The sequence below is a fragment of the Rheinheimera mesophila genome (assembly GCF_000986865.1).
Taxonomy (GTDB): domain Bacteria; phylum Pseudomonadota; class Gammaproteobacteria; order Enterobacterales; family Alteromonadaceae; genus Pararheinheimera; species Pararheinheimera mesophila.
In genome coordinates this window covers 78,409-93,321 of record NZ_LAVS01000012.1, presented here as the reverse complement: position 1 = coordinate 93,321, position 14,913 = coordinate 78,409, and the positions used below count along the sequence as shown (strand labels likewise).

Genomic DNA, 14,913 nt, shown 5'->3' with positions numbered 1-14,913 from the left:
TGGCGGCTTAGAGCGTAAAGACTGGTTGCTTAAACATGAGCAAAATACGGCTTTGGCCCTGGGTTTATTTAAGCTGGAGGCCCATTAATCCGTCGGGGCGAACTTTAGAATCACCCCTTTCGTCAACAAAGCTGCAGCTTCAGGAACGACAAAAGCCCCCTAAGTCATTGACGTTGCAGCGCGACGGCAAGTAAACGAATTCCCGGGAGCATAGTTGTCTATGCGACTGGGGTGAGAGAGCGCAGCCAACAAAGCTGCAGCTTCAAGGACGACGGGGGAACATTCAAATTTTTCGAATGATGCATACAAAACAATCCGCTATTGCTTAGCTAAAAGAGCTGTTTTAATAACTTTATCAACAGACTATTGCACAGGTGAAGCGATATGACAGCCCGTACTTTAAAACAATTGATCCCTGCCATGCTGGCCTCTGACGGCGCTGGCGTAAAAATTAAACGTAGCCTGGGCCAAAGCCAGGGTGTGCGTCTGGACCCATTTTTAATGCTGGACGCTTTTGGCTCCGATAAAGCTGACGACTATATTGCCGGTTTCCCTGCTCACCCGCATCGTGGTTTTGAAACTGTGACTTATATGCTGGATGGTCATATGTTGCATGAAGATCATTTGGGCAATAAAGGCCATTTAACCAGTGGCGGTGTGCAGTGGATGACAGCAGGCCGTGGCATTATTCACTCTGAAATGCCGCAGCAGGAATCTGGTCTGATGCGTGGTTTTCAACTGTGGATTAATTTGCCAGCCGCAGAAAAAATGAAAGAAGCCGCTTATGTCGATATCCCGGCGACAGATATTCCTTTAGAGCAGTTAACAGAGCAAAGTTTTGTCAAAGTGATAGCGGGCGAAACAGTGGTCAATGGTAAAACAGTGCGTGGTCCTATTTTTGGCTTATCGACTGAACCTCTGTATCTGGATGTGCAGTTAGACGCAGGACAAAGCCTGACTTTACCGGTCACGGCTGGCCATAACGCTTATGTTTATCCTTTTGAAGGAGAGGTATTTGTTGAAGGCTTAAAAGTAGCGAATCACCACGGTGCTGTCTTAACTGATGGCGACAGCGTGACAGTGTCAGCCAAAGACAAAGCGCGTTTTATTTTGCTCTCAGCTAAACCTATCAAAGAGCCCGTGGTGCAATACGGACCTTTTGTGATGAATAAGCCAGAAGAAATTGAACAGGCGATCCGGGATTATCAGGCTGGGAAACTAACCAATAATCAACAGGCCAAAACCATAGCTATTCACAAATCAAACTGAGATCTCTTACCCTAAGTAATTGATGTTGCAGCACGGCGACGAGCAAGTCAGTCCCCAGGAGCATAGCAGCGCTAGGTGACTGGGGCTGTGAAGCGCAGGCAACAAAGCTGCAGCTTCAAGTACGACGGGTATAATTTAGCAAGGGCAGATGGTATCATCTGCCCTTTCTTATCTTGAGGATCGGCAGATGCAACTTGTGGGTATTATCGGCGCTATGGAGCCGGAAATTGCAATTTTAAAAGCTCAATTAAGTGAAATGACCACAGTCAAACTGGCGGATTATGAGTTCTATCAGGGCCGTCTGGCCGATACCGAAGTTGTGTTAGTGCAATCTGGCATAGGTAAAGTCGCGTCTGCTGTAGCCACCACCTTAATGATTAGTCAGTTCAAACCGGATTGTGTCATTAACACAGGTTCAGCCGGTGGCTTTGACCCGGAATTAAATGTTGGCGATGTGGTGATTTCGTCCGAAGTACGGCATCACGATGTAGACGTCACGGCTTTTGGTTATGAAATAGGCCAGGTGCCACGTATGCCAGCAGGTTTTACTGCCCATCCAGCCCTGATTAGCGCGGCAGAACAAAGCATCACCACTTTAGGTTTTTGTAAAACTAAAAAAGGCTTAATCACCACGGGTGATATCTTTATGTGCCAACCGGAGCGTATTGCTAAAACCCGAGCCGATTTCCCCTCTATGCTGGCGGTGGAAATGGAAGGTGCAGCCATAGCCCAGGCCTGTTATCAGCTCAATACTCCTTTTGTAGTGATCCGCAGCTTAAGTGATATCGCAGGCAAAGAATCGCCAACCTCCTTTGAAGCCTATTTAGAAATCGCCTCAAAAAACAGTTCAGCCATGGTGCTGGAACTTCTGAAAAACCTGAAAACGGTGCAACTGAATTAAATGCCCTATTGGCTGGAAAATCTCTCAGTCTACCCACTGGTGCTGCTCAGTATTTGGTTACTCGGCAGCCTGGTGTTATTGCCGCAGGATTACCAGCCTTTAACATTTTTTCGGATTTTCGCCAAACAGCTCGCCGCCAAAGTTCATCCCGATCCGCACCGAGCGACCAGCCAGCAATTGATCTCCGGCAGTTTAGCTTTAGCTGTGGTGATGTTACCCACTCTGGCCTTGCTGGCACCTTTGTACTGGCTATCCGACTGGCCCCTGGTGCTCGATGGCTTGTTGCTGTATTTCTGTCTGGATTTTGTCTATTACCGCCAGCAAAGTCACAAAGTAGCTTTGGCTGTCAGTCAACAACAAAACAGCAGAGCCAAAGACTTGTTACAACCTTTAGTGTTACGACAAACCCAGAGTTTAAGCAGCGCTGGCTTATGCAAAGCCACCATTGAAACACTTTGGCTTCGTACCGCCAAACAATGGGTGGGGGTGAGTTTCTGGTTTTTAGCCGGGGGCGGTTTGGCTGCTGTGGCTTATCGTTTATTGCTGCTGTGTAATCAAGAGTGGAACGACAAACAAAGTCACTTTCGTTATTTTGGTCGCCCTGCCTCTTTGTTAACTCAATGGGCCAGCTTGCCAGCTAGTCTGCTCACTGCCCTGCTACTGGCTTTTCTGACAGATATCACAGGCGCTTTCCGCCAATGGCGTCAGGCTTTGTCATTACAACTTTGTCTGCCTCATTTACTGATCCTGGGAGCATTGGCGTCGGCTTTACGTATTAATCTGGCCGGCCCTGTGATCTACCAGCAGCAGAAAAATCAGCGCCAGCGTCTGGGCCCTGCTCAGTTACCTGCGGTCAGAGATGTATTGAATGCGCTCAGACTCAACAGACAATTTCAGTTGTACTCTGCCTTTATTGTATTTATTTTCAGCCTGTTACAACTGCTGTGGCTACTTTATTAATGTCCTGATTATTTTTGTAAAATTGTTTGGAACTGTGCTGGACTTTATAACGCCATTCACTGTATTTTCTACTGCTTCGACAGCAGATAACTATAAAAGCCAAACAACTTTAGCATGCAGCATTCAGCCGATTTGAGACGCGCACTAGAGTCATTTGGATATCACCATAAGAATCCGACCACTGAGGACTAGTTTTGCCTGTTTTAGCCACACTGCGCTATCTTTGCGGCATGTTGCTGCTTGCCTGTTGCTGCCAATCTGTTCTGGCAGGACCACTATTGCAGCCGTTGACTCCGGATCAAAACTTATCACAGGGCTCGGTCAACGACTTATTGCTCGACCGTCAGGGTTTTTTATGGATAGCAACAGATGCAGGCTTAAATCGGTTTGATGGCTATAAAAATCTGCTGATCGGTGCTGATTCTCCGCATTTACAAAGCCTGGCTTTTACGCAATTGCTGATGGATAAAAAGCAGCGCTTGTGGGCCTTAGTGCCACGTTCGGGCTTGTATAGTTTCGATCCGGTCAAAGCCAAACTGGTTTTGCATACCTCCTTACCCGGCGCAACTACATTACAAAATCGCTTTATTAATCTGACCCAGGCCGATAACGACGAGCTGTTGCTCAGCAGCAGAACGGACCTGTACCACTATCAAACAGAGACACAGCAGTTGACCGTGTTAGCTAAGTTAGCCGATATAGCCTTGCCGGATGCTCTGATCCGAACCCTACTGAACACCAAAGACTGGATCTTACTGGGCACCAGCCAAGGTTTAGTCAGCTACGACAAAAATACTAAGCAACTGAAGCGGATCCCCCATTTACCTCAAGGACAACAGTCTGACTATCAACGCCACGTCAAAGCTCTTCAGCTAAAGCAAGACCACCTGCTGATTGGCACAGTGGAGGGCTTGTATCAACTGGAGCTGTCTCAGATCGCGCGCTATCTGCAAACAGGCCAGGAGCCAGTCAGCGAAGAGCTGATTGCAGGACCGAATGTCTGGCAAATTGAAGTCCAGCCGGATCATCTGCTGATTGGAACAGAACGCGGCTTATTACGTTACGCATCAGACTCGGGTGACACAGAGCTGGTGTTGAAGTTCAGTGAGAGCAACTTCAACTTATCCGACGATAATGTAGTAGCCTTACAAAGCGATGGTCAGGGCGGGTATTGGCTCGGCAGTCGTTTTGACGGGGCGTATTACTGGCACCCGCGCAGCAAAGCCATTCGTCATTTCAGTCAAACCGGGCCTGCTGCTTTAAGTAACGACAAAATCATTTCTATTGTTGAAAAAAATAGCGAGGAGCTCTGGCTCGGCACCCGCAACGGCTTAAATTTATTAAATCTTGAAACCAGGCAGGTGCAAAACTTTCTGGTGAACCCAGACCCCAAAGCGGTGTGGCACACCAGCACTATCATGAATCTGTCGATGAACAAAAATGGCGATTTATGGTTTCTTTCCTCCAGTGGTTTAAGTTATTTCTCTGTTCAGAACAAAGAGCTGCAAGCACCTGCCTTGCTCAACCCGGAGCATAAATCTGTGTTGGAGGCGGCCCGTCCGGGCAGTTGGCTGAATCAACAGCAGCCCTTTTACTTGCTGACCGACCAGAGTATTTATCGTTATCAGCCGGACTCAGGTCAGGTTGAAGAGATCGCAGAGTTAAATCCAAAGCTCTCAGCCAGTGATGTGCGGATTATTCTTGGTAAATGGCCGGGCCAACCCGACTGGCTGGTATTGGCGGCTTATGAAAAAATTTGGTTATTTAATGAAAAAACAGCAGAGTTAAAGTTGCTGTATCAGGCCGAAGCCAGCCCGTCTTTTAGCATGCGTTTTGCTGACAAGATGGCGCTGGATAAAAACAATACGCTGTGGTTTAGCGCCTCGGACATTGGTTTGCTGGCGTTTGACGCCACCAGTATGCAACTGAAACATCATTTTCATAGCAACAACAAACTCAATACCAATGTAGTGTATGCGGTCAACAGCGATCAATTGGGGCATATCTGGTTCTCCAGCCTGCACGGTGTTTCCTCGTTAAATGTCGATACCCTGCATATTGAACAATTCAGTAAAAAAGATGGCTTAACCAGCAACGAATTTATTGTGCAAAGCAGTGAAAGTTTAAGTAATGGCGAGATGGCCTTTGGCTCTATCCGTGGCGTGAATTTACTCTCCCCTGTCGCTTTGACAGAGCCCAGACGTAAGCCCCGCATTGTGATTACTCAGTTGGATTTATTGTCATCACCTATTGAAAGTCCATTGACTGACTTGTCGGGTCAGCTTTTTACTCTGCCTTATGACAGTCAGGGCTTAACCATCAGTTATTCCAGTCTGAATTTCCGCGACAGTGGCAAAATGCGCTACCGTTATTGGCTGGACGGTCCACAGCGTCTGGTGTTTCCGGAACAAAGTTCCAGCTCGGTGATGTTTCCACAGCTTACCCCCGGAGATTATCAGTTTAACGTGGTGGCTGTATCTCCTGTGACAGGCCTTGAGAGTGAAGTTGCAACCTTACGGCTGCAAGTGCAACCAGCGCCATGGCTCAGTCATTGGGCTTACATGGCGTATGCGTCTGTCAGCCTGATGATTATGCTGTTTTACCTCAGAACCCGACAAAAACAGCAACGCATGCTCAAAGTGGCCCATACCAAAGTGACCGCCAGCGAACAGCGCTTAAAACAGGCGTTGGACTCGATAGACAGCGGAGCCTGGGAGTGGCACGCGCATAAAAATATTATGTTCGCATCACGCATCTACAGCATGTTGGGCTATCAGGAAGCCTTAAACCCACTGGCTATGACCCAGCATTTGTCCTTAGTGCACCCGGAAGACAAAGACGCATACCAGCAGGCCTGGCAAAAGCTGATGCAAACACCAGACAAAACCTTTGATCACACCTACAGAATGCAGCATAAAAACGGCAATTGGTTGTGGTTCCGCGACATAGGTAAAGTGGCGGAAGTAGGTGCACAAGGCCAGCCAGAGCGGGTGATTGGCACCTTTAGCAACATCACAGAAACCAGAGCCAACCAGGAAAAAGCCCGGTTATTTGGCGAAGCTTTCCAGCAAACCCGGGATTGGGTAGTGATTTTAGATGCCAATCAGCGGGTCATTGCCGCTAACCAGTCTTTTGCTGATGTGTTTGGCTCAGTTGATCAGTATCTGGTGAGTCCTAAAACCCATCATTTGGGGATTAGTTTGCAACGTCGTCGTTTTTATACCTCGTTATTACGGGGCTTAGCTGTCAACCAGCATTGGCAGGGGGAAGAGCTGGTGCACACGCCGGATGGCAAAGAGCGCCCTACCCTTATTAATATCAGCGCTATTGGTGATGTGGATAAAGTCGAGTTTTTTGTCTTGGTATTTACCGATATCACCGCACAAAAAGTGGCAGAAGAAGAATTACGTTATTTGGCCAGCTATGACTCACTGACAGGTCTGCCTAATCGAACGCTGTTGATGGACCGCATTCAGCATGGCATAGAGCAAGCCAAACGTGCGAAAAAATCCCTGGCTTTGTGTTTTATCGACCTCGATAAATTTAAACAGGTGAACGATTCTTTAGGCCACGATGTTGGTGATCAATTATTGCAGGAAGTCGCCCGCCGTTTACGCGCTACGTTAAGAGAAACAGATACCATAGCGCGGCTGGGGGGGGATGAATTTGTTGTGCTGCTGGAGAGCTATAAAAACGATGACAACATCAGTCATGTCGCACGCAAAATGTTGCAGTCTATTGGTGAACCCATGCAGTTGGGCACCCATACGGTCAGCGTATCGCCCAGTATTGGTATAGCGGTTTATCCGGACGATGCGCTGGATGCCAACGCCTTACTGAAACACGCGGACGTGGCCATGTACTATGCCAAAGATTTAGGCCGCAATAACTTCCAGTTTTTTATTGCCGAAATGAACGAAAAAGCCCATATGCAATTGGCGAAAGAAACTCAGTTGCGTCAAGCCTTTAAAGACGGCGAGTTTATCAACTACTACCAGCCGATAGTGGATTGCCGCAGCCAGTCGGTGATTGGAGTAGAAGTGCTGATGCGTTGGCGTCATAAAAACGCGCTGATCCCGCCCACCGAATTTATTCCTATGGCGGAAGATTTGCGTCTGATTATTCCTATGACTTTATCTTTACTGGAACGGGCTTTGGTGGATTTACAGCAATGGCGCCAGGCGGGCTTAGACTTGTATTTATCGGTGAATTTATCCACCAGCCATTTAGAGCAACTGTCGTTGGCAGAACATACCGAAAAGCTGCTGACTAAGTACCAGTTGCCCCCTTCCTGCCTGCGATTTGAAGTGACAGAAAGCGCTCTGATGCGGGATCACGAAAAAGCCATTACCACTATGCTGGCGCTGAATCAGCTTGGCATACAACTGGCCTTGGACGACTTTGGTACCGGCTATTCGTCGCTGAAATACTTAAAAGAATTGCCAATAGACGCCATTAAAATTGACCGCAGCTTTGTCAAAGACATTGGCATAGATCCGGATGATGAAACCATTATCGAAGCCATTTTGTCGATGGCAGGCAGCTTAGGCATGAGTTGTGTCGCCGAAGGGGTCGAAACCGAACAACAACTGGCCTTTTTCAGCAGCCGCCAGTGTTATCTGATTCAGGGTTATTTATTCGCTAAACCTATGCCAGCACTGGAGCTGATTAACTGGCTGCATAGTGAACATTTGAATTAGCTCTGCGTATTTGGCGCTGCAGCGGCGCTGACGGCGTTCTGTAACCCCAGTCAATCCGCTTCAGCGCCCTTTGTTGAGCAGGTAAAACTTATTCTGACTCGTTGCTGTAAAGCCTGAATGAACCTAACGCAATGAATGTCCCGACTATCGCGGCCAGGCCAGAACCACTGAATCCAGTTATCATCACAACAGGTTTCAAGACAAAAAAATGCAACAGCACACCTACAGGCAGCAGCAGGAGCAATGCCCGCCAACTTATCCGCATTCTTAACTTTTTGTTGCAATAAGGGCATGTCTTGTTTGTACCGAAACTATTTAAAGCGGCTGAGAACACACCTATGCCACCGTCACACTGTGGACCCTTCATTATCTATCTCCGGTTATCACTTGAAACGACTGGCACTTTCTCTTTGCCTGGCGCCATAGCTCCAGCGCTACCTATGGTTCTCTGTTGGCTAATTTAAGATGGATATATCGGCCAACGAAGGCTCCTAATACTACGCCAATGATGACCTCTGGAACTAAACAGATAAACAATAACAGACCAAAGCCAAGATCATCTCCAAGCTCATGTCGCTGTTGTCCGGTGGCGAACATTTGGTAATAAGTCACTAACTCCGAGCCTACGGAAACCGACAAAAAAATACAGGCTAAAATTGCGCACAGATAAATCAGGTTTTTTCTCAACTGAGCAGGTTCCTTGAGAGTTCGAAGTGCGTTGCTGGCTGAGATTAGCGACGAGCCACGTTTGTTAACAAGCAAACCCACGCCCCCAATAGGATGCAAGCCCTGCATCTTTTTTCAGCAGTGAAACAACGACACAATACCCAACAAAATAGCTAAAACTGCGGTGCTTGTCACTCTCTGCCCTGCCGACACTCAAGCGTGTGGCCTAACGCCAGAGTTTGGATCTGACAAAGATCGCCGCTGTATTTTCGACTCTGCTATACTGCGCGCCTCTTCGATAGATGTGATTTCTAATGCAACCCAATTTGCTTAAAGGCGCCTTATTGCTGTTACTGGCTGAAGCTTGTTTTGCCGGTATAGGGGCTTTGGTGAAACTGACCAGCGACAGCGCCAGTCATGCCCAGGTGGTATTTTTCCGCAACTTTTTTGCCTTGCTGGTGATGCTGCCCTGGTTGTGGCTGCAGGGTAAACAACTGCTCTATACCAAACGCTGGTATTTGCATTTAAGCCGCTCTGTCACCGGCATTATCTCGATGTACTGCTTTTTTTATGTGATCAGCCAGTTGCCTTTGGCGCAAGCTATGGTAGTGCTGTTAATGTCGCCTTTTATAGTGCCGTTAATAGCCAAATTCTGGTTAAAAGAAACCGCCAGCCGCCTGACTTTGTTTAGTATTGCCTTGGGCTTTGGTGGAGTGCTGCTGGCCTTACCTATCGCCAGTGGTGGTGGCGCTTTTTATTTGTTTTTAATAGCTTTGTTGTCGGCCGTATTAGTAGCGGTGACCAAAACCACCATTCGTTATATGTCCGACACTGAACCTGCGGCCCGAATCGTGTTCTACTTTTCGTTGCTCACCGCCATTATCTCCTTTGTGCCTGTGCCTTTTTACTGGCAGGAACTACCGGCTGTCGCCTGGTGGGCTTTTGGTTTTATGGGCGTATTGGCGGCCATAGGCCAAATGGCGATGACCAGAGCTTATGCCTTAGCGCCCGCTTCTGATATTGGCATCTGGACCTACAGCTCAGTAATTTTTGCTGGCCTTTTTGGTTATTTATTCTGGTCTGAACCTGTGACTATGAGCTGGTTCGCCGGTGTGGCTATTATCTTTTACGCTGGTTATATCAGCACCAGACAAAGGTTGTGGTAATAAGGCTAAGCCGTGCTGATATAAAAGATGACGTTTCGATGAAATATGCTGTTTTGGGTAAATTTATATTGCGAAAGTACACAACAGCGCCTAGCTTTGTTTAACCAAAATAGGGAATAACTTTTACCCGGTTTAAAAGCCAGGCCCTGCAGGATTTGGAAAACTCTGTCCGCTATCGCAACAAGGAGTGATCCCATGTCAAAGTTCAACTTTGCCGTTTATGCCGAAGGCATAATGTATCCAGATAACACCCAACAACCTGTCTACACCACAGTGTCGCAGTTGCAAAACTCCGGCTTTACCACCCTGATCCTGGGCCTGTTTCATATAGGCCGCAATTATTCGATTCAACCCAGTCAAATCATGGGTGACATTTATTTTAACAACACACTGGTGATTTCTGAGGGGCGTTATGTTGGCGATCCAGGCTGGCCAGCCCTGATTAACTCTGCTTTAGGTGGCTCAGTCAATCGTCTTTGCGCGTCCATTGGTGGCGGCGGCGTCATGGATTTTGAGACACTGCAGAAAATCTACCAGCAAAACGATAACAGCTATGCAGGAACCAATCTGGCCAACAATTTAGCAGTGCTGAAACAGACCTTTCCGGCGATCAGCATTATTGATTTAGACTGCGAGGATAACTACGACCTACCTTCTTTTGTTGCGTTTTGTCAGTTGGCGAATAGTCTGGGCTTTGATCTTACCTTCTGCCCTTATACTTACCAGCAATTCTGGACCAGCGCTTTACAGCAATTAAATAACACCAACAAAGGCGCGGTAAAATGGTGGAATTTGCAATGTTACAATGGAGGTTATGGCAACCAGCCGTCGCAGTGGGCTCAGGCTATTACCGAGGCTATTCCGGGTTTTGATACCACAGCATTTATTGTGGCTGGCGATTGGACCAATGACAGTCCGGCACAGGTACAAAGTCTGATGAAATCTTTTCATGGCAGCACCAGTGTGGGCGGTGGTTTTATCTGGACTTTGGATCAAATAGTCGCCAACGACAGCTCCAATCCACAACAACTGATGACAGCTTATGTCAAGGCTATTTCTGTTGGTTTAGGTAACGTACTCTGACCACTGAGGCCGCAGTCGTGCGGCCTTTTTTCTCTGACCTGTATCCGTCCCACCCCACCTTCCTTTTATCCCAGCTCTGGCCTGGGTCCTGTGAAAACACTGCAGACTCAGCTTTGTGTTTAACCCATGAGATTTGTTATGTCTTATTTAAAACCCCTGCTGCTGGGCCTGAGTTTGCTCAGCCTGACTGCGTTGGCACACTCTGCAGCACAAAATATTCCGACTCTGGATGGTCAGGTCTATATCCAGAGCGAAAGAGCCAAACAGGCTTATGATCAATGGCATTTCGCACCAGCACGCAGCTCTGGTGATCTGGTGTTTTTCTCCGGTGTGATTGCAGCCGCCCCCGCTGAAGGTGCCGACACTGAACTTTTTAAAAAGAACTTACGCCATGCCTTTGGCAATCTGGAGACGTTGCTAAAACAAGCAGGTTTAGGGACCGAACATGTGGTGAAAATCAACAGCTACCACCTGTTCAACAGCCCGTTATTTAAAGGCACAAAAGAGCAACATGTCGCAGCAGTGATGGCAGTGAAAGACGAGTTTTTTAAAGCTCCATACCCGGCATGGACGGCTGTTGGCGTTGCTGAGTTATTTGCCGATCAGGGCTTGGTTGAGATTGAAATCATTGCCCGTAAACCCGCAGCAAAGCCTTAACACCAACCTAATAAGCTTCGGGTTTCTCTAAAAGACTGCAAGCCGGGTGACCATAAAGGTCGCCCTACAAATTTATTTTCATTCCGTTCAAACCTTTTTTCTGCATGTTCCGACTCATTGGTAATCACAGCATTTTTTAATGCTTCAGCAAAGACGCACAGTGCAGGAAACACCATGAAAATAGCCGACACCAGCAGCCAGGATGAAAAGCTGACACCAAAAAAAACCAATAAAAAACTCTGGGTCGCAGGCTCAACCAGCTTGCTTCTGGTCTTGCTGTTATGGCAAATCATTCCGGCGGCCCGCAGTTGGTCGCAGTCGGATATGTCGGTGTCTTTGTCGCGCGTGCGGATAGATACAGTCAAAACCGCCGATTTTACCCGCGATATCTCGGCGCAGGGTCAGGTGGTTGCGGCGGTTAGCCCTAAACTTTATGCCACAGCCGAAGGCACCATCAGCTTATTGCTGGATGCTGGTACTGAAGTGAAACAAGGTGATGTGCTGGCCATTATCGACAGCCCCGAATTGAACAATAGGCTGCAGCAGGAGCAAGCCACACTGTACAGCCTGCAAACCAGCCATGACCGGCAAAAAATCTTAGCGAAAAAGCAGCAGCTAACCGACAAAAAAGCCGTGGATATAGCGCTGATGACCCTAACCACAGCAGACAGAGAAAAACGCCGCGCCGATCAGGGCTTTGAGAAAGGGGTCGTCAGTAAAATTGAACACGAAAAAGCCCAGGACGATTTAGAAACGGCCAAAGTGCAGCATCAACATGCCGTAGAAGATGCCCGGCTAAATAAAGAAAACCTCGATTTTGAAGTGCAAAGCTTAGCCCAGCAACTACAGCGCCAGCGTTTGCTGGTAGAAGACTTTCAGCGTCAGGTCGATGGCCTGCAGGTGCGATCTCCGGTCAATGGTTTATTGGGTAATCTGGCGGTAGAAAACAAAACCTATATCACCAAAAACCAACTGATTTTATCTGTGGTGGATTTAAGTCAGTTTGAAGTGGAAATTGCTGTACCTGAAAGTTACGCCAATGATTTGGTCATTGGATTGCCGGTAGAAGTCACTGCAGAGCAAAAAATCTATTTGGGTAAACTGGTGACTATTTCTCCGGAAGTGTTTGAAAACCAAGTGAAAGGCCGGGTGCGTTTCACGAAAGAAGCGCCTCCTGCCCTGCGTCAAAACCAACGCTTAAGCAGCCGTATTTTGCTGGAACACCGTGAAGACGTATTGCAGGTGGCCCGTGGTCAGTTCCTCGACAGCAGCAATGGCAAGTTTGCCTACAAAGTCAGCAATGGCATGGCGGTAAAAACCCCTATTGAACTGGGTGCCCGCAGTCTGAACTCAGTCGAAATTCTGGCTGGTTTACAACAGGGCGATCAAATCATCACCTCCGGCACCGATATTTTTAACGGCGCCAGCACAGTACAACTTAATAACTAATTAAGGCCACAGAGCCGAGGGACTTAGCATGCTAACCATGAACAACATTAGTAAATCTTTTATCACAGACGACGTAGTCACTCATGCGCTGCGCGATATTCAGTTGCATGTGAACGAAGGTGACTTTGTCAGTGTGACTGGCCCTTCAGGCTCAGGTAAAACCACTTTTTTAAATATCGCTGGTTTACTTGAAACCAGCAGCAGCGGTGAATACCTGCTGGACGGTGAAGACATCACCAAACTCAATGACAGCGGCCGTTCCCGCATGAGAAACCAAAAAATAGGCTTTATTTTCCAGAGCTTTAACCTTATTCCTGATTTAAACCTGTTCGACAATGTCGATGTACCTTTACGTTACCGTGGTTTAAATGCCAGCGAACGGAAAAAACGTATTGAATACCATCTGGACCAGGTGGGTTTAGCCTCCCGGATGAAACACCTGCCAAGCCAGCTCTCCGGTGGTCAGCAGCAACGTGTCGCTATAGCCCGGGCTTTAGCCACCTCACCACGCTTTTTATTAGCGGATGAGCCCACTGGTAACCTGGACAGTCAGATGGCGCAAAGTGTGATGAGCCTTTTGGAAGACATCAATAAAGCCGGCACCACCATTTTAATGGTGACCCACGACCCTAGCCTGGCTGCCCGCGCCAAACGCCAAATTTATATCAAAGACGGTCATGTCAGCGAGCTGACCCAGAAAAACTCCAACCTGCATCTGGTTGGCGAAGCTTAAGGAGCTGCTATGTTTTCTTATTATTTGAAGCTGGCTTACTTAAGCTGCAAACGCACCTGGGGCATGACGCTGTTGATGGTCTGTGCCATCGGCTTAGGTATTGGTGCCTCCATGACCACCATTACCGTCAATTACCTGATGTCCGCCAACCCTATTCCACACAAAAGTGAGCAGCTATTTTTTGTGCAAATGGACAGTTGGGAGCCAAATAACCCTTACAACGACGACGGTGATGCGCCTGAGCAGTTAACCTATCGTGACGCCACCTACTTATGGCAGGCGCAAAAGGCCACACGCCAAAGTATCCAAACCGGTATGGCCGCTGTGATTGAACCGGCTGATAAAGAAGTCTTGCCTTTTATGGTGCAGGGCCGCGCCAACAGCGCCGATTTTTTCCCTATGTTTGATGTGCCGTTTTTATATGGCAGTGGCTGGGATCATCAGGCTGACTTAAAAAAAGAACGGGTGATAGTGATTAACGCCGAACTGAATGAACGTTTATTTGGTGGTAAAGACTCCACAGGCCAGACCCTGCGGATGGCTGGTGAAGACTACAAAATCACCGGTGTGATCGACAGATGGAACCCCAAACCACGATTTTACGATATCAGCACAGGTGCCTTTAACGACGTCGAAGAAGTTTTTGTGCCCTTTAGCTTAATCACTGAACAAAAATTGGGCCGCTCCGGCAATACCAACTGCTGGAAACCGACGGATTCAGGCTTTCAGGCCTTTTTAGACTCAGAGTGTATCTGGGTGCAATTGTGGGTGGAATTACCCACAGCTCAGGACAAAGAAGCTTACTTCAGCTTTATGAATGCCTACGCCAAAGAGCAAAACCAATACGGCCGTTTTGCCCGAACCGACAACAACAAACTGCGCGATGTGATGCAGTGGCTGGAATACGCCGAAGTGGTGTCAGACGATGCCAGCATGATGATGGCGATGTCTTTGATGTTTTTGCTGGTGTGTTTACTCAATACCGTAGGTTTATTGCTGGCGAAGTTTTTAGGTAAAGCTAGTGAGATTGGCGTGCGCCAGGCTTTAGGTGCCAGCCGTAACGACTTGTTTATTCAGCATTTAATTGAATCAGGCTGTATAGGTTTGGCCGGTGGTTTATTGGGTTTAGTGCTGGCTATTTTGGGGCTGGAAGCGATAAAACTGATGTATGGCGACTGGATCCGCGATTTAGCTCAGTTGGATTTCACCTTAGTGGCTATGGCGATAGGTCTGGCTATTGCCAGTGCTTTATTAGCAGGTTTATACCCCACATGGCGCGCCTGTCAGGTGCAGCCGTCCGTTCAGCTAAAAAGCCAATAAGGAGTTTGC

At 47.8% G+C, this 14,913-nt stretch carries 10 protein-coding genes; all 10 read left to right on the top strand.

What is annotated here, in order from left to right:
* Positions 1-384 precede the first annotated feature (384 nt).
* A complete protein-coding gene (locus SD53_RS06995) occupies positions 385-1,269 on the top strand; it encodes a pirin family protein (protein WP_046519516.1) in 885 nt (294 codons plus the stop codon).
* Between the two features lie 187 nt (positions 1,270-1,456).
* A complete protein-coding gene (gene mtnN / locus SD53_RS06990; protein ID WP_046519515.1) occupies positions 1,457-2,170 on the top strand; it encodes a 5'-methylthioadenosine/S-adenosylhomocysteine nucleosidase in 714 nt (237 codons plus the stop codon).
* The gene (locus SD53_RS06985) at positions 2,171-3,130 is read left to right on the top strand and encodes a cobalamin biosynthesis protein CobD/CbiB (protein ID WP_046519514.1); all 960 of its coding nucleotides are present in this window, start codon (positions 2,171-2,173) and stop codon (positions 3,128-3,130) included.
* A gap of 278 nt (positions 3,131-3,408) precedes the next feature.
* Positions 3,409-7,830, top strand: a complete 4,422-nt coding sequence (locus SD53_RS06980) for an EAL domain-containing protein (RefSeq protein WP_241481765.1) — start codon at positions 3,409-3,411, stop codon at positions 7,828-7,830.
* 980 nt (positions 7,831-8,810) lie between these two features.
* Positions 8,811-9,662, top strand: coding sequence for a DMT family transporter (locus SD53_RS06965; protein WP_046519511.1), 852 nt, complete (start codon positions 8,811-8,813; stop codon positions 9,660-9,662).
* A 195-nt stretch (positions 9,663-9,857) separates the two neighbouring features.
* Positions 9,858-10,745 (top strand): hypothetical protein, encoded by an 888-nt coding sequence (locus SD53_RS06960; protein WP_046519510.1) that lies wholly within the window; start codon positions 9,858-9,860, stop codon positions 10,743-10,745.
* Between the two features lie 138 nt (positions 10,746-10,883).
* Complete coding sequence (locus SD53_RS06955) at positions 10,884-11,402, top strand: Rid family hydrolase (RefSeq protein ID WP_052749288.1); 519 nt, start codon at positions 10,884-10,886, stop codon at positions 11,400-11,402.
* 174 nt (positions 11,403-11,576) lie between these two features.
* Complete coding sequence (locus tag SD53_RS06945; RefSeq protein WP_046519508.1) at positions 11,577-12,851, top strand: efflux RND transporter periplasmic adaptor subunit; 1,275 nt, start codon at positions 11,577-11,579, stop codon at positions 12,849-12,851.
* A gap of 28 nt (positions 12,852-12,879) precedes the next feature.
* Complete coding sequence (locus SD53_RS06940) at positions 12,880-13,584, top strand: ABC transporter ATP-binding protein (protein ID WP_046519507.1); 705 nt, start codon at positions 12,880-12,882, stop codon at positions 13,582-13,584.
* A gap of 9 nt (positions 13,585-13,593) precedes the next feature.
* Complete coding sequence (locus SD53_RS06935) at positions 13,594-14,904, top strand: ABC transporter permease (RefSeq protein ID WP_046519506.1); 1,311 nt, start codon at positions 13,594-13,596, stop codon at positions 14,902-14,904.
* Positions 14,905-14,913 lie beyond the last annotated feature (9 nt).

What these genes read in the sequence shown, in the direction of transcription:
- SD53_RS06965 (WP_046519511.1), top strand. Translation starts at nt 8,811, where the DNA reads ATGCAACCCAATTTGCTTAAAGGCGCCTTATTGCTGTTACTGGCTGAA.
- SD53_RS06945 (WP_046519508.1), top strand. Translation starts at nt 11,577, where the DNA reads ATGAAAATAGCCGACACCAGCAGCCAGGATGAAAAGCTGACACCAAAA.
- SD53_RS06940 (WP_046519507.1), top strand. Translation starts at nt 12,880, where the DNA reads ATGCTAACCATGAACAACATTAGTAAATCTTTTATCACAGACGACGTA.
- SD53_RS06935 (WP_046519506.1), top strand. Translation starts at nt 13,594, where the DNA reads ATGTTTTCTTATTATTTGAAGCTGGCTTACTTAAGCTGCAAACGCACC.
- mtnN (WP_046519515.1), top strand. Translation starts at nt 1,457, where the DNA reads ATGCAACTTGTGGGTATTATCGGCGCTATGGAGCCGGAAATTGCAATT.
- SD53_RS06960 (WP_046519510.1), top strand. Translation starts at nt 9,858, where the DNA reads ATGTCAAAGTTCAACTTTGCCGTTTATGCCGAAGGCATAATGTATCCA.
- SD53_RS06995 (WP_046519516.1), top strand. Translation starts at nt 385, where the DNA reads ATGACAGCCCGTACTTTAAAACAATTGATCCCTGCCATGCTGGCCTCT.
- SD53_RS06955 (WP_052749288.1), top strand. Translation starts at nt 10,884, where the DNA reads ATGTCTTATTTAAAACCCCTGCTGCTGGGCCTGAGTTTGCTCAGCCTG.
- SD53_RS06985 (WP_046519514.1), top strand. Translation starts at nt 2,171, where the DNA reads ATGCCCTATTGGCTGGAAAATCTCTCAGTCTACCCACTGGTGCTGCTC.